Origin of the sequence: Saliphagus sp. GCM10025317 (assembly GCF_042663665.1) — an archaeon.
In the GTDB taxonomy this organism is placed as follows: Archaea; Halobacteriota; Halobacteria; order Halobacteriales; family Natrialbaceae; genus Natronosalvus.
Window position 1 is genome coordinate 808,130 of the sequence record NZ_JBHTAQ010000005.1, and the last position, 14,715, is coordinate 822,844.

General features: G+C 65.4%; 10 protein-coding genes. 5 read left to right on the forward strand and 5 right to left on the reverse strand.

Going from position 1 to position 14,715, the window contains the following annotated elements:
- Window positions 1-131: 131 nt before the first annotated feature.
- Together ACFQS4_RS06075 and ACFQS4_RS06080 are read left to right on the forward strand one after the other, a co-directional pair.
- Window positions 132-2,993 carry a PAS domain-containing protein gene (locus ACFQS4_RS06075; RefSeq protein ID WP_497902763.1) on the forward strand — a complete coding sequence of 954 codons (2,862 nt, stop codon included), beginning with the start codon at window positions 132-134 and terminating at the stop codon, window positions 2,991-2,993.
- Between the two features lie 326 nt (window positions 2,994-3,319).
- Window positions 3,320-4,222: a serine/threonine-protein kinase RIO2 gene (locus ACFQS4_RS06080; RefSeq protein ID WP_497902764.1), complete on the forward strand. Its 903-nt coding sequence runs from the start codon at window positions 3,320-3,322 to the stop codon at window positions 4,220-4,222.
- A 109-nt stretch (window positions 4,223-4,331) separates the two neighbouring features.
- On the opposite strand, the gene ACFQS4_RS06085 is transcribed toward ACFQS4_RS06080, so the two are convergent.
- From ACFQS4_RS06085 to rtcA, 4 genes are all read right to left on the reverse strand, one after another.
- Window positions 4,332-5,750, reverse strand: coding sequence for a dihydrolipoyl dehydrogenase family protein (locus tag ACFQS4_RS06085; protein ID WP_497902765.1), 1,419 nt, complete (start codon window positions 5,748-5,750; stop codon window positions 4,332-4,334).
- A 103-nt stretch (window positions 5,751-5,853) separates the two neighbouring features.
- Complete coding sequence (locus ACFQS4_RS06090; RefSeq protein ID WP_497902766.1) at window positions 5,854-7,026, reverse strand: PGF-CTERM sorting domain-containing protein; 1,173 nt, start codon at window positions 7,024-7,026, stop codon at window positions 5,854-5,856.
- Window positions 7,027-7,200: 174 nt separating this feature from the next.
- Window positions 7,201-8,154 carry a bifunctional 2-dehydro-3-deoxygluconokinase/2-dehydro-3-deoxygalactonokinase gene (kdgK1, locus tag ACFQS4_RS06095; RefSeq protein WP_497902767.1) on the reverse strand — a complete coding sequence of 318 codons (954 nt, stop codon included), beginning with the start codon at window positions 8,152-8,154 and terminating at the stop codon, window positions 7,201-7,203.
- A 125-nt stretch (window positions 8,155-8,279) separates the two neighbouring features.
- Window positions 8,280-9,410 (reverse strand): RNA 3'-terminal phosphate cyclase, encoded by a 1,131-nt coding sequence (gene rtcA / locus ACFQS4_RS06100; protein ID WP_497902768.1) that lies wholly within the window; start codon window positions 9,408-9,410, stop codon window positions 8,280-8,282.
- A 254-nt stretch (window positions 9,411-9,664) separates the two neighbouring features.
- On the opposite strand from rtcA, the gene ACFQS4_RS06105 reads away from it, so the two are divergent.
- From ACFQS4_RS06105 to ACFQS4_RS06115, 3 genes are all read left to right on the forward strand, one after another.
- Complete coding sequence (locus ACFQS4_RS06105) at window positions 9,665-10,951, forward strand: MFS transporter (RefSeq protein WP_497902769.1); 1,287 nt, start codon at window positions 9,665-9,667, stop codon at window positions 10,949-10,951.
- Window positions 10,952-11,075: 124 nt separating this feature from the next.
- Complete coding sequence (locus ACFQS4_RS06110; RefSeq protein ID WP_497902770.1) at window positions 11,076-11,624, forward strand: GNAT family N-acetyltransferase; 549 nt, start codon at window positions 11,076-11,078, stop codon at window positions 11,622-11,624.
- Window positions 11,625-11,847: 223 nt separating this feature from the next.
- Window positions 11,848-13,158, forward strand: a complete 1,311-nt coding sequence (locus ACFQS4_RS06115; RefSeq protein WP_497902771.1) for an RNA-guided endonuclease InsQ/TnpB family protein — start codon at window positions 11,848-11,850, stop codon at window positions 13,156-13,158.
- A 76-nt stretch (window positions 13,159-13,234) separates the two neighbouring features.
- On the opposite strand, the gene ACFQS4_RS06120 is transcribed toward ACFQS4_RS06115, so the two are convergent.
- Window positions 13,235-14,536, reverse strand: coding sequence for an RNB domain-containing ribonuclease (locus ACFQS4_RS06120; RefSeq protein WP_497902772.1), 1,302 nt, complete (start codon window positions 14,534-14,536; stop codon window positions 13,235-13,237).
- Between the last annotated feature and the right edge of the window lie 179 nt (window positions 14,537-14,715).

The following is a 14,715-nucleotide window of genomic DNA, read 5'->3' on the forward strand; positions in this document are numbered from 1 at the left end:
CGATGAAACCTCCCTCGAGTGACGGCCCGATCGGCTGGATCTCGAACGCTCCCAGGTGGGTCACCTCGAACGGTTTCGTCCGGTCGCTAGACCACTATACGTTTATACATCTGGCTCTAGGTCTTGGCGTAATGGAATCGCCAGGTTCGGCTCCGAACTGCACTCGAGCGGACGTCCAACGCGTGTTTTCGCGACTCGAGGACCCCTCGACGCCGATTTCGGCCGCCGAGGTCGCCGACGAGCTGGAGTGCTCCCTGGAGTCTGCCCGTCTAACCCTGTCGGAACTCGTCGAACGAGGCACGCTCCGGTCGAAGCGAATCGACGAGTCGACTCGAGTCTGGTGGCGCTCGAGCGACGCTGAGCGTCCCGATAGGCGAACGGATCGAGAGGAGTTCAGTGCCTTCGTCACCGCGGTCGAGGATTACGCCATCTTCATGCTCGACCCCGACGGCACCGTCGTCAGCTGGAACGACGGGGCGGAACGGATCAAGGGCTACGACGAAGCCGACATCGTCGGCGAGCACTTCTCTACGTTCTACACCGACGACGACACTGCCGCCGGCGTTCCCGAGCGAAATCTCGAGCGGGCGACCGCCGCGGGCCGCGTCGAGGACGAGGGCTGGCGCGTTCGCGAGGACGGCTCCCTCTTCTGGGCCAACGTCACCATAACGGCGCTCCACGACGACGAGGGGACGCTTCGCGGATTCACCAAGGTCACTCGCGACATGACCGAGCGTCGGGAATACGAACAGCAACTCCGCCGGGAACGGGACTTCACCGCCCAGGTGCTCGAGACCGTCCCAGTTGGGATCCTCGTGAGCACGCCCGACGGGGACCTCACCCGGGCGAACAGGCGAGTCCTGGACTGGCTCGGTGCCGAGGCGTCGTCGTTCACCGACCACGACCACGACCGCGAGACGTGGGACGTCTACGATGCCGCCGCCGAGCAGATCCCGTTCGAGGACTGGCCGTTGATGCAGGTTGTCGAAACCGGCGAGCCAGTTTTTGGCTACCAGTGCCAGATCGACTCGCCGGCACGCGGTCGGCGGTGGGTCTCGATCAACGCCGCACCGATCGACGACGACGGCGACGACGACGACGGCGACGACGACCGAGTCGTCTTCTCCGTCGAGGACGTCACCGAACAGCACGAACGCGAACAGCAACTCCGTCGCGAGCGCGACCAGACCGAGCAACTCCTGCGGACGGTGCCGATCCCCATCGGCGTCTGGAACGCCGACGGGGAGACGGTGATGACGAACCGGCGGGCCCAGGAAACCCTCGACGTTTCCGAACAGGAATTCCTCGACGATCCCGACGGCGCCGGTCAGTGGAGACTCTACGATCCTGATGGGAACCCGCTCGACTCGACCGAAACGCCGTCCGCGCGCGCTGCAGCGACCGGTGAACCGGTCCGCAACGAAGAAGTCGTCGTCGAAATGCCTGACGGCGATCGCATCCACCTGCACGTGAACGCCGCGCCGGTGCTCGATCCCGATGGGAACGTCGAACGAATCATCGTCGCCGGCGAGGACATCACCGACCTCAAGGATCGAGAACACCAGCTGGAACGACGGAAGTCGGAACTCGAGACCGAACTGAGCGAAATCCTCGGTCGAATCACCGACGCGTTCTACGCGCTCGACGACGAGTGGCGGTTCACGCACGTCAACGAGCGCGCGGAGGAGTTAATCGACTTCGAGGATCGGGGGCTCGTCGGCGAGCACGTCTGGGAGGTCTTCGACTGGGTCGAGAACACGCAACTCCGCGAGGAATACGAGCAGGCGATGGAGACGCAGGAACCGACCTCGTTCGAGTTCCACTACCCCGACCCGCTAGACGCGTGGCTAGACATACACGTCTATCCGTCGGAGACGGGCCTTTCGGTCTACTTCCGGGACGTCACCGAACGGAAAGAGCGCGAGCGCCAGCTCGAGGAGTCCGAACGGCGCTACCGCACGCTCGTCGAACACTTCCCGAACGGCGCCGTCGCGCTCGTCGACGAGCACCTCCGCTACCAGACGATTGGTGGTACGCCTCTCGACGGGGCGGACGTCGCGATCGGGTCTGGATTCGAAGCACCGGTCGAGGACGTCCTCCCCGCGCCGCTCGAGGACGAACTCGTGCCGCGATACGAGGCCGCGCTCGAGGGGGAGTCCAGCTCGTTCGAAATCGAACTCGGCGAGCATGTCTACCAGCTCCAGACGGTCCCAATTCGCGACGAGAGCGGGGGCGTCTTCGCCGCCCTCGGGATGTCCCAGGACATCACCGAGCGCCGAACGTACGAGCGAAAACTCGAGGCCTCGAACGAGCGCCTCGAGCAGTTCGCCTACGCCGCCAGCCACGACCTCCAGGAGCCCCTGCGGATGGTCTCGAGCTATCTTCAGTTGATCGAGCGCCGGTACGGCGAAGCACTCGACGAAGACGGCGAGGAATTCCTGGAATTCGCCGTCGACGGGGCCGAGCGCATGCGCGAGATGATCGACGGACTCCTCGAGTACTCCCGGGTGGAAACCCAGGGGAACGCGTTCGAACCCGTCGATCTCGAGACGGTGCTCTCGGACGCACAGGCCGACCTCCGATTCCCGATCCAGGAGAGCGGGGCCGACGTCACGGCAGAGTCCCTCCCTCGCGTCGAGGGAGATCCGACCCAGTTGCGTCAGGTGTTCCAGAACCTGCTGAGCAACGCGATCGAGTACAGCGGCGACGAACCGCCCCGCGTGCATGTGACTGCCGAGCGAGCCGATGACGTCTGGGAGGTGTCGGTCCGAGACGAGGGAATCGGTATCGATCCCGACGACACCGACCGGATCTTCGAGGTGTTCCAGCGCCTCCACAGTCAGGAGGAACACGCGGGAACGGGCATCGGGCTCGCGCTTTGCCGACGAATTGTCGAGCGTCACGGCGGGACGATCCGGGCCGACTCGGAACCGGGCGTTGGGACGACCTTCACCTTTACGCTCCCGACGGCGGACGACGCCGACCAGGGCTGAACGGACGTCGCCGCTCTCGCGACGAGAGTTCTTCTCTCGCGACGAAACCTCTCTCCCGCAACGGAAGCTCTCTCCCGCGACGAATTCCGGTGATCAGCCGTTCGGTCGAATTTCCGCTCCTACTCGCTGAACCATGGTCTTCTCGGTCCACACCGGCTCTCGAGCGCCGAGATCCGGTGACCAGGGCGCTCCGCCGCGAGCCACTCGACGAGCCATGACCACCGGGCAAAACGGGATTTGATACAGCTACATACAGTTTATCACGTGGCGCCCGGGCCGCTCGAGCGGTTGTGAGCACTTTTACGTCCACGGCGGCTACGGCGCCCATGGTGCGGAACGTCGCCGAGCTGTTGGCAGAACTCGAGTCCGAGGACTTCTATCTCCTCTCGGGGATCGAGCAGGGAATGCGCTTCTCGGAGTGGGTCCAGCGCGAGAAGTTGTCGAACTTCTCGGGACTCACCCCCGAAGAGGTGGACTACCGCCTCGAGCGCTGTCTCAAGCGCGGGCTAGTAGAGAAGAAGACGATCCAGTACGAGGGGTACACCCTCCAGTTCGAGGGCTACGACGCCCTCGCCCTTCGTGCACTCGTCGAGCGAGACACGATTTCGGAGTTCGGCGCCCCGCTGGGCGTCGGCAAGGAGAGCGACGTCTACGAAGTCAAATCTTACAAGCCGCTGGCCCTGAAGTACCACCGGGAGGGCTATACCAACTTCCGGGAGGTCAACCGCGAGCGCGATTACACCTCGGAGAATCAGCACGTGTCTTGGCTCTACACCGCCCGGAAAGCGGCTGAACGCGAGTTCGACGCCCTCGAGACGCTGTATCCCGACGTCTCGGTACCCCAACCGATCGGCCAGAACCGACACGCCATCGTGATGGAGAAGATGCCGGGGGTGGAACTCTCGCGAACCCGGTTCGAGGACGACCAGGTGCTGGGGGTGCTCGAGTTACTCTTGCGAGAACTCTCGCGTGCGTACGAGGAGGGGTACGTCCACGCGGACATGAGCGAGTACAACGTGTTCGTCGCTGAAGAGGGGGTGACGATCTTCGACTGGCCGCAGGCGGTGCCGACCGATCACGAACACGCCCGCGAGTTCCTGGATCGCGACCTCACGAATCTGGTGGGCTACTTCCGGCGGAAATATCCGTCAGTCGTGCCCGGAGACCTCGAGAGCGACGCGATCGCTGCCGAGATCGCCGCCGGTGAGTTCGATTCGTTGTCGGTGTAGGACGTGATACACTCTATGGTGCTATAGGTAATCTTCCCGTCGCTCGAGGAGCCTCGCCGCAACAGATGCTGTGGAGACGCCCCTCGTCCCCCTTCGAGCCGAAAACCGCCTACTCGAGTTCTGCTGCTGCCTCTCGGAACAACCCGTCCAGAATCTCGGGCGTGGTCGGATGGTACGCCCGGTCCGGAACCTCTCGCACGTCGAGGCCCATCTCGACGATTACCTGCATCGTCTTGGCCATCACGTCCGCGTGGAGGTGCAGTCCCTGGTACCCCAGCACGGTCCCGTCACGGGCGCTGACGACCAGCGTCGCGACGCCCTCCGGGTGGTTCTTGGTCTTGAAGACGCCGTCGTCGGACGCCTCCCTCGAGACCACAATCGCGTCCATCGACGAATCCGCGACGGTATCAGGTGTGTGGCCGACGCGGGCCACCGGGTAGGTGCCCAGGCCCGAGAAGATGACGTGGTGGGGGACGTTCGCGTAGGGCTCGAGGTCGTCGCCTCGAGCGTGGCGCAGGACGTTCTCCCCGGCGGCGAACCCCTGTTCCTTGGCGACGTGGAGGATCGGCTCGCGGCCGTTGGCGTCTCCGACGACGAACGTGCGCTCGTTGGCGGCGGCCTGCATCGTCGGCGCGACCCAGCCCTGCTCCGGTTCCAGGGTCGTGTGCTCGAGCCCGAGGCCGTCGACGTTTGGGCGGCGGCCGGTGAAGACGTAGAGCTGATCGGCCTCCAGGACCTCCTCGGTGCCGTCGCGGTCGACCGTGAGTCGGACGCCACCGTCTGCAGTCGATTCGAGGCGCTCCTCGTCGGTGTTCGTCAGAATCTCGACGTCGAACTGCTCCCGGTAGAGGTCGAGGATGGTGTCGCCGTAGGCGTCCTCGAACTCCTCGAGCGGTCGGTTGTCGTGTTCGATCACGGTGAGGTCGACGCCGCTGACCTCGCTGAGATAGGGGGCGAGTTCGAGGCCGATGTAGCCAAAGCCCATCACGATTCCCGAGTCGGGGAACGACGTCGCGTCGAGCACGTCCGCGCTCGAGCAGTAGTCGACGTCCTCGATGCCGGGCGTATCGGGAACGTTGAGCGTCGAGCCAGTCGCGACCACGACGTAGTCGGGTTCGATCGTGCGGTCGCCGACGGCGAGCGTGCGGTCGTCGACGAACCTGGCGCGCTCGTGGAGGAACTCGACGCCGTCGCGGTCGGCGAGATCGTGGACGTGATTCCGTCGATGCTCAGCGAATCCGTGGACGTGCTCGTCCTTCTGGGCGACGATCTCCTCCGGATCGACTGTTGGTGTGCCTTCGAGCCGACCGTCGTGTCGCGCCTGATAGCGGTGCTGGGCGGCCGAGAGGACGTCCTTCGAGGGCATGCAACCCCGGAGAATGCAGAGGCCGCCGCCCGGTTCACCGTCGTCGATCAGCGTCAGTTCGAGGTCGGTTTCCGATTCTCGGGCGCGCTCGAGCAACTCGTCGGCGGCGGCGACGCCCGCACTCCCGTAGGCGCCGACAATCGCGACGTGGAGACTGTCCATATCGGCGAAACGGTGGCTTCCCCAATAGGCGTTGGTGCGGTCGTGCGTAGACGAGTCACTGGCGACAGGAGAAGGCGTTTCGAGAACGAACGTGACGACGAGTCTAGCGTCGAAGCCTGGCTACGACACCCGTCCCGAGGAGTCCGAGCAGCGCGGCGAGAGCCCCGAATCCGGGGAGACCGTCGCTTTCGGCGCTCGAGTCGTCTTCGTCGCTACTGCCCTCGTCGGCACCCGAGCCGTCGATCGACGCGGTTCGCTCCGAGAAGTGGTTGAACGCGACGAAGACGGTCGCTTTCGTCTCCGCCTCGGCGTGCTGGCTCACCATGTACGCGGATTCCTCGCCGCCGATCGCGCTCTCGAGTTCGGACTGGGAGGACGCCTGGACGGCAGCCTCACCGTCGACGCGAACCTCGAGGTCCTCAAGCGTGCCGACGGTCTCCTCTTCGACCGTCGTCATGACGATCGTTCCCTCCTCGATGGCGCGGTCGACGGTGACGTCGACGCGGCGTTCGCTCTCCTGCTTGGCCTCGAGGGTCAGATCCTCGGCGTAGGTGACCGAGTCGGTGACGGTTTCGTCGTCTCGCTGCTCGACGTAGACCTCGGCGGCGGCCGAGCCGTCGGCGATGAGTTGCTCCTGGGACTTCGTCTCGTCCGTGCGCTCGCCGTCCCCGTAGGACCGGAAGACGAGCGTCGACTCGCCCTCGAGGCTGGCCGTGACGTTGCCCTCCTCGTTGACGGTCACGTCGCCGTCGCCGATCACGAGGAAGACGCCGTTGCGGTCGTCGCCCTCGACGACGACGCGCTCGCCGTCGCCTTCGGCGCTGGCCTGGACGTTCTCGCCGAGTTGGGCTTCGACGACCTGGGCGTCGCCGCCGGCCCGGACGACAAGAATCCCGCGTTCGTTGTCGTGGGCCGACAGCGTCGCGCCGCTCTCGGATTCGATTCGCGTACTCGTCTGGGACTCGGCGCTCACCGAGAGGCCGGCGCCCTCGAGGCTCACGACGGCCCCGAGGTCGATACCGGCGCCTCCGCTGCCGCCGACGCCGGCGTTACTTCGGGAGTCCACGGCGACCGACGAAAAGAGGGTCTCGCCGCCGACGGCGTAGTCCGTCAGGGCGCTCCCCGACGTCTCGAACTCGAGGTGGCTCCCTGTGTACGTTTCGCTCTGGGTGGTCGCGCTCGATCCGGCCGAACTCGCACCGGCCCCGGCCGCGGCGACGAGACTGACGCCGAGCATCGCGGCAAGGAGGACGGCTACGATTGCATTTCGATTCATTTCATCTGATCAGTTCGCCCGCACCATAAAAGGGGTTCTGACAGAGCCGTCCAATCGAACGGGGTCCGAAACCACCCGAGTGCGTCCAGGAGGATAGTTCACGACGCTCGCCCCTCGATTCACGACGCTCACTGGTCTGGGCGGGAGAGTGGGAGGAGAGGGTGGGGTGGGGGTTCAGCGCGAGATCGACTCGCCGCTGTCGGCGACGACCGCGTCGACTTCCGCCTTTGTGAGGAGGGCAGCGTCGCCCGGAATCGTCCGCTTGAGGGCGGCCGTCGCGGCGGCGTACTCGAGCGCTCGACCGACGTCATCGCCGGAGAGCCGGCGAGCGATGAACGCGCCCGTGAAGGCGTCGCCGGTGCCGATGGGGTCGTGCGTCTCGGTCTCGTAGGCGTCGTGGTCGTGGACGACGTTGTCGTGCCAGGCGAGCGCGCCTTGGTCGCCCCGGGTGACGACGACGGTTCGGAAGTCGAACTGGGAGCCGAGCTTGTGGGCGAGCTGACGGGGGTCACCCTCGTAGCCGAGCACGGTACGGGCGTCGCGGGCCGCGATCACGAGCACGTCGATTCCGGGGAACAGTTTCGTCAGGGTGTCTCGCGCCTCCTCGGGCGACCAGAGCTTTCGCCGGTAGTTGAGGTCGAAGGCGGTGGTCGTGTCGTTCTGTCGCGCCGCTTTCAGGAGCTGTGCCGTGGTCTCTCGGAGGGTCGGCGACAGCGCGGGGGTGATGCCCGAGGTGAAGAAGACCCGAGCGTCCCGGATGAGGTCGATGTCGAACTCCTGGGGTTCGGCGGTCGTGATTGCGGCGTCCGATCGGTCGTAGACGACGTTCGTTCCGCGGGGCTTGCCTCCGTGCTCGAGGTAGTACGTCCCCTGGCGGCCCTCGTCGCTCCAGACGACGTCGGTGTCGATGCCGTACTGCTGGAGTTCGCCGACGACGCGCCGACCCAGGGGGGAGTCCGGGAGCTTCGAGGTCCAGGTCGAGACGGCGCCGAGTCGCTCGGCGGCGACGGCCACGTTGCTCTCGGCGCCCGCCGCGCGAACCTCGAACTCGCTGGCGGTCTCGAGGCGTTCGTGCCCGGGTGGCGAGAGGCGGAGCATCGTCTCGCCGAAGGTGACGAGGTCGCTCACGCGTCTCCCTCCCGGTTCGGTCGGACGGTGGTGATAGTGAATCGCTGGCTCATAGGTCGCAAAACGGAGGGCCGTGCTATAAGTTGTGTCGTTGGTGGCGGTATCTCACTCTCTCACTTTCACTCTCACTCGAGACTCGTCTCGGCGACCAGGACGGTCGACCCGCCGTCGTTCTTCCGGTGCTCGGGCTCGAGGTCGAGATCCAGGTCGGAGCCAAACGCCTCGAGCAGTCGCAGGCTCGTCTCGACGTGGTCGGTTACGGCCGGAATCCGCAGGCGGCCGCCGCCGAGAACGAGGAAGTCGAGGAGTTGATCGGCGAGATGGACGTCGACGCTTCCGTTTCCCTCGAGAAAGGCGACGGCGGCGTCGGCGGCTTCCTCCCCGACGCGCTCGGCCGGTTTGCCGGGTTCGCCGAGGGCGCCGAAGCCGGCCCGGAGACGGGGCCTCGATGCGGTTTCCGGCGAGCCGTCGGCGAACTCGTGCTCGAACTCGAGGCCCAGCACAATTACCGAACCTGGACAGGCGCTCTCGGCCGTCGTCTCGACACGCTCGCGGATCTCGAAATTCGCCTCACCTGCACCGATTCGTGCTCGCAACCGCCCGAGGGCACCCTCCGCCTGCCGTTTCGCGACGTCGGCGTCGGCCAGCGCGGCGGCTTCCGTCGAGTAGACGCGCACACCCGCGAGGTCGCCCCGGCTTTCGAGGTCGAGCGGTTCGAACCGCGAGGGAGCGAGGTGAAGCCGCAGTCGGCCGCTGCCCGCGGGATAAAAGCCGCGCTGGTCGACCTCAACGGCGGCCTGCAGGCCGTACCGACGGAGGAGTGGGAGTTTGACGTAGCGCAGGTAGTCCACGGGCGGCGACCAGGTGACGTCCGTCCCACCCGTGGCGGTCAGAATGAGCGGCGACTCGAGGCGGGCGGCGAGGGGGAGGACGGCGTCGAAGAGGAGGGTGAGGCTGCCGGCGGTGCCGACGTCGACGGCGTATTCCCCGCCCGAAATTTCGACTGCGCCGTCGCTGCCCGATCTCGCATGAGGGTCGAATTCGACCGTCTCGGCCTCGAGTTCGTCACCCGAGACCTCGGCGTCGGTAATCGCCGCCATCGCCTCCAGAACGGCCAGGTGCTGGTTCGCCAGCCCCGGATTCGGCCGGTCGCCGCGGACGCCCTCGAGGCGAACGGACTCGCCGGTGAGCGCCGAGAGGGTGAGCGCCCGCCGGAGGAACTGGCCGCCGGCGTCGTACCCGTCGAGGGTGTGCATACCTGCGTGGTCGAGCGCGTCGTGGAAAGGTCTTCTCGTGGTGTGTCACGTCGCGGGGTGTGCCATGGCGCATCCGTGGGGATCGCTCGAGTGAGACGGACACGACCGCTCGAGACGAACGCGAGGACTGCGGTCGAATGGAACAACGGTGACGGAGGGCGCCGGTGGAGCCGCGAATCTCTCTCGAACCCCGTTCGCGATGAACGCTTCCGGAACCTGAATCGTTAGGTCACTCGAGTCGAGAGAAGACAGTCATGCGAGGCTGGCGCGACCCGCTCACTCGCCGGTGGTTCCTCTGGGGGACCCTCGGCGTCGTCTTCTTGCTCGTGAACGTCTACCGGCTCTCGACGGCCGTCCTCGCCGAGGAGCTGATGGCCGGATTCCGGACCACGGGCGCCCAGCTCGGAACGCTCCACGCGATTTTCTTCTGGATCTACGCGCTGATGCAGTTGCCGACGGGGATCCTGGCCGACCGAATCGGTCCCCGACGGACGGCAGCCGCGGGCGGGCTCGTGATGAACGTCGGCGCGATCTGGTTCGCGCTGGCCACCAGCTACGCGGGGGCGCTGGTCGCCCGCGGACTCGTCGGCCTCGGGGCGAGCGTGATCTTCGTCTGCATCCTCCGGTTCTGTGCCAGCTGGTTCCGGGCCGACGAGTTCGCCACCCTCAGCGGCCTCAGCTTCGCGGTTTCGGGCGTCGGCGGCGTCCTCGCGACCACGCCGCTCGCGATCGCCGCGGAATCGGCGGGCTGGCGGGCGACCGTCGGCGCGCTCGGGGTCTTCGGCGTCGCGTTCAGCGTCGTCGTCTACGCGGTCGTTCGGGACACGCCCGAACGGGCCGGCTTCGACCCGATCGAGGGCGTGCCCGGCCAGCCGACGCTCTCGACGGCCGCCGTCATCCGCCACGTCCGAACCGTGCTCTCCGATCGCGTCACCTGGGTCGCCAGCGTGATGCTCTTCTGTACCTCCGGACTCAACCTGACGCTGTTCGGGCTGTGGGGCGTTCCGTACGTCGTCCAGACCTACGACGTCTCCGTGACCCATGCCTCGCTCTACACCCTCGCCGGCGGCGTCGGCATGATCGTCGGCCCGCCGTCGATCGGCTGGCTCTCGGACCGCCTCGAGCGCCGCGTCGAGTTGATGGTCGTCGGCGGCGTCCTCTACGTGGCCTCGATCGGTCTCGTCGCCGCGCTGGGGCGGCCCCCGATCGCCATCGTCGGCTTCGTCTTCTTCGTAGCGGGCATCCTGCTCGGCGCGTTCGTCCTCGGGTATCCGCTGGTGAAAGACCGCCACGACGCGAGCGCGAGCGGCATCTCGACCAGCGTGATCAACGGCGCAGCCTTCTTCGGGGCCGCCGTGCTCCCGACGGCGATGGGCGTCGCTCTCGACACCTACTGGACGGGCGAACTCGAGGCCGGCGTTCGCGTCTACACCGCGACCGGGTACCGGATGGCATTCGTGATCGCGACCGCCGCGGCCGTTGTCGCGCTCGCGTGTACGCTCTGGTTGTATCGGTATGCGGCGGACGGCTCGAGCGTCTGACGGCCCGCACGAGTAGCACCCTTCCAGGCGTCGACCGATGCCTGAAACCGGAAGAACGCTATCAGTTTCACCCAGAACGTAACTAGCCGCACACTTTTTCGTCTTTGCCCTCTGACAAGCCATCGTGACCGACTCGAGCCGCCACCGATCCACTCACTTCGTCCGACCCGCGCGCCTCGAAGACGCCCGAGCGATCCGGGCCGTCGCCCGCGAGAGCTGGCACGCCGCGTACGACGACCTCCTCGGCCCCGAGACCGTCGAGACGGTGACCGACGAGTGGTACGCCCTCGAGGGCCTGCACGAGTCGATCCAGTCGAGGGACAGCCACCTGCTCGTCGCCCCCGAATCCGACGATGGCGAAGCGGATCGAACCGACGAACTCGCCGGCTTCGTCCACGTCGGCCAGTGGCCGGACGAACCCGCCGTCGGCCACCTCGCTCGCCTCTACGTTCGCTCGAGTCACTGGGGGCGCGGGCTGGGAACGTCGCTCTGTGAGCGCGGAGAACGAGCGCTCGAGGACGTCGGCTACGACCGGATTCGCCTCGAAGTGTTCGCGAGAAACGAGCGCGCAATCGACTTTTACGAGGGTCGAGGGTACGAACCCGCCGCCGAGGTAGTCGAAGAACTCGAGGGCGAGACGTATCGGGTGTCGTTGCTCGAGAAGCTGTTATGAGTTCTTGATATCCACCCACGACTGAAGTCGTGGACTTTCTCCTCGAATCTGTGTAACCGCGTTTTCCGCAATTCAGCGTAATTCAAGGTGGAGCCTCCGGCCTCAAGGAGCGAACGAAGTAAGCGAGTAGGCCGGAGAGGAAACCGACATGGGACGACACAACCAGCATACTGCGACCGACTGACTCCCGAACGTATACGTACCGCCGTGTCTTCTCTGAAGTATGGACGTGCGTCGAACCGCCGTCGTGAAACTCGCCGTTTCCGACGAGCAACGCGACGCACTCCATCGAACCGCCGAGCAATACCTGTACTGCGCGAACCAAACTGCCGACTACTGTTGGTCAGGAACCTCGTTCACCGAATGCAGGATCAACAAACGGCGGGTTCGAGACGCGCTCTACTCCGACCTCCGCGAAGAGACGGACCTACAGGCACAACTCGTCCAGGCCGCGATACGTCGCGCTGTCGAATCCATCAAAGGCGTCGTTGAACGCTGGAAGAAGGGACAGCGCGTCTCTTGCCCGACGTTCACCGCCGAAACGATGGACTACGACACGCGGAGCGCGACCTTCTACCGGAACAAGGTGTCGCTGGCAACTGTTGAAGGTCGGGTCGAACCCTCGTTCGTTCTTCCGGCAGACAGTCCGACGCCTTACGAGCGGTACGTTCTCTCCGAGGACTACGAGTTCCGCGAGAGTACGCTTCGGTACGACGCGGCAACAGACGAGTTCTACCTCAATATCTCGATCCGGCGGTGTGAGGTGGACGGCGTTGACGAGACGCGCGTCTCGTCCGCACACCAGAACGCTTCACGTTCTGGGGACGACGACGCGGAGGTCTTGGCAGATACTGAGCACCCCGACCAAACGGTCCTCGGCATCGACCTCGGCGTCAACAGTCTCGCCGTCTCCTCGACCGGCACGTTCTGGCAGGGCAGTGAGTACGACCACTGGTGTCGTGAGTTCGAGAAGCGACGTAGAGCGATGCAACAGCGCGGCACGCAAGCCGCACACAACGCCTTGCTTCGACTCGGGAAACGCGAAGAAGCGTGGCGCAAGCAGTACATCCACACCGTCGCCAACGAAATCGTCACGGAAGCCGTCGAACGCGGTTGCGACGTGATCGCGTTCGAGGACTTGACCGACATACGCGAGCAACTTCCACAGGCGAAGTGGCACCACGTCTGGGCGTTCCGACGCCTCTTCGAGTACGTGGAGTACAAAGCGCCTGAACAAGGCGTCTCCGTGGAACAAGTCGCGCCGAACCACACGTCCCAACGCTGTTCTCGGACGGACTGTGGGTTCACGAACGAAGCCAACCGACACGGAGAACGCTTCTGTTGTGCGAAGTGCGGGTACGAGGTGAACGCGGATTACAACGGAGCGAAGAACATCGGGCTACGCTACGCCCGGAAGCGGATACACAGACTCCGTTCCTCGCCCACGTCGGGGAGCGGAGACGCAGAAGTAGACCTGCGTGTGAATGGTGGGACGGTGAACGGCAAGAGCCACCGGCCTATTGCCGGCGACTGATTTCCGGGAGTCCACATCAAAACCCCACCCTCGAGGACCGAGGCGCGTCTGCGCCGAGGGAGTAGGGTGGGGTAGTTTACAGCGTATTGTCTGCCTCTTCAGCGTCCTCGACGACCTCGAGCCCTCGGTTGTTCACCGCCATCGGATCGAGGCCGACCTCCTGGAGGAACTGTTTGTACTCGCGCTCGCAGGTCTCGGCGGCCTTCTGCTTGTCGCTGGCCCGGTCACAGAGGGCGACGAGGTTCTCCGGCACGTCGTTCTGGTAGACGATCCAGTGGTTGATCAGGTCCGAGAGGCGGCGGATGGGGCTCGTGAAGTGGCCGTAAATCTCGAAGTTGAGCGCGTGGTGGCCGCCGAACGGGTCGTTCATGTACTTCGCGCGGGGCATCACCTTCATCACGGCCCACTGGATCTTGTCGAGTTGTCGGCCCGGCGCGGTCTCGAGAGTCGCGTTGACCGCCTTCCGGGGCTCGTCCCAGGTGTCGCCGGGGATGGAGACGCCGTCGAGGTCCTGGATTTCCTGGAGGGCCTTCGACCACTCGTCGGGCGTCGGCTGGGGGTGGACGCGGTACATCGCCTCGACGCCGCGAGACCACATGAGTTCGTGCGTGACGGCCTTGTTGGCCTTGAGCATGCACTCCTCGATGATGGTGTGGGCGCGGTCGCGGCTGGGGTTCAGGACGAGGGAGCCGTCTTCCTTGCGGATCTCGTGCATCTCGTTGGCGACCTCGTAGACGAGCGCGTTCTCCTCGTGGAGGGGTGCGTCGGGGTCCTCGAGTCGCTGTTCGGCCTGCGAGTAGGTGAGCCGTTCGTCGGACTCGATGACGGACTTGTAGATGTCGATGGACTCGTAGCTCAGCGTTTCCTTGTCGAGGTGCATCTCGACGGTGTGGGCCAGTCGCTCCTCGTTGGGCACGAGCGAGCAGACCGACTCTGCCAGCACCGGCGGCAGCATGTGGATGGTGTAGGCGGGCAGGTAGACCGTGTTGCCGCGCTCGACGGCCTCGTTCCACATCTCGGATTCGGGGTGAACGTAGTGGGTCACGTCCGCGATGTGAACCCAGAGGACGTACTCGTCCTCGCGCTCTTCGATCGAGAGCGCGTCGTCGAAGTCCTGGGCGTCGATGGGGTCGGTCGTCCACGTCGTCATGTCCCGGAGGTCACGCCGGTGCTCAAGTTCCGCGTCGATGTCCGCCTGTGGATCTTCGGTCAATTCCTTGGCCTCTTCGAGAACACTCGCGGGGAACTCGTCGCGGATCTCGAACTTCTCGAAGAGGTCTTCGCGCTTGTTCTCGAGGTGGCGGGCCAGGTCTTCGGAGATCTGGACGGGACCTTGCCCCTCGGCCGTGCCGGCTGCGGCCTGTGCGTCGTCGCTCATACCCTCGGCTACGAACAGGAGGGCCAAAGTCGTGTCGGGACGCGTGCGCGGCGTTTCGTGCCAGCCGTGCGAAGTGGTCGAGGAACTGAACGCGTCCTGGAACGACCGGTGCGAACAAAACACGGTCCGCTGCAATTCTCGATTCGCTCCGGGAGCTTCAAGTGGGTGACAAGGCATAT

Bases quoted from the DNA above. Each gene is read 5' to 3' on its own strand.
- ACFQS4_RS06075 (WP_497902763.1), top strand. From the start codon at position 132: ATGGAATCGCCAGGTTCGGCTCCGAACTGCACTCGAGCGGACGTCCAA.
- ACFQS4_RS06080 (WP_497902764.1), top strand. From the start codon at position 3,320: ATGGTGCGGAACGTCGCCGAGCTGTTGGCAGAACTCGAGTCCGAGGAC.
- ACFQS4_RS06085 (WP_497902765.1), bottom strand. From the start codon at position 5,750: ATGGACAGTCTCCACGTCGCGATTGTCGGCGCCTACGGGAGTGCGGGC.
- ACFQS4_RS06090 (WP_497902766.1), bottom strand. From the start codon at position 7,026: ATGAATCGAAATGCAATCGTAGCCGTCCTCCTTGCCGCGATGCTCGGC.
- rtcA (WP_497902768.1), bottom strand. From the start codon at position 9,410: ATGCACACCCTCGACGGGTACGACGCCGGCGGCCAGTTCCTCCGGCGG.
- ACFQS4_RS06105 (WP_497902769.1), top strand. From the start codon at position 9,665: ATGCGAGGCTGGCGCGACCCGCTCACTCGCCGGTGGTTCCTCTGGGGG.
- ACFQS4_RS06115 (WP_497902771.1), top strand. From the start codon at position 11,848: ATGGACGTGCGTCGAACCGCCGTCGTGAAACTCGCCGTTTCCGACGAG.
- ACFQS4_RS06120 (WP_497902772.1), bottom strand. From the start codon at position 14,536: ATGAGCGACGACGCACAGGCCGCAGCCGGCACGGCCGAGGGGCAAGGT.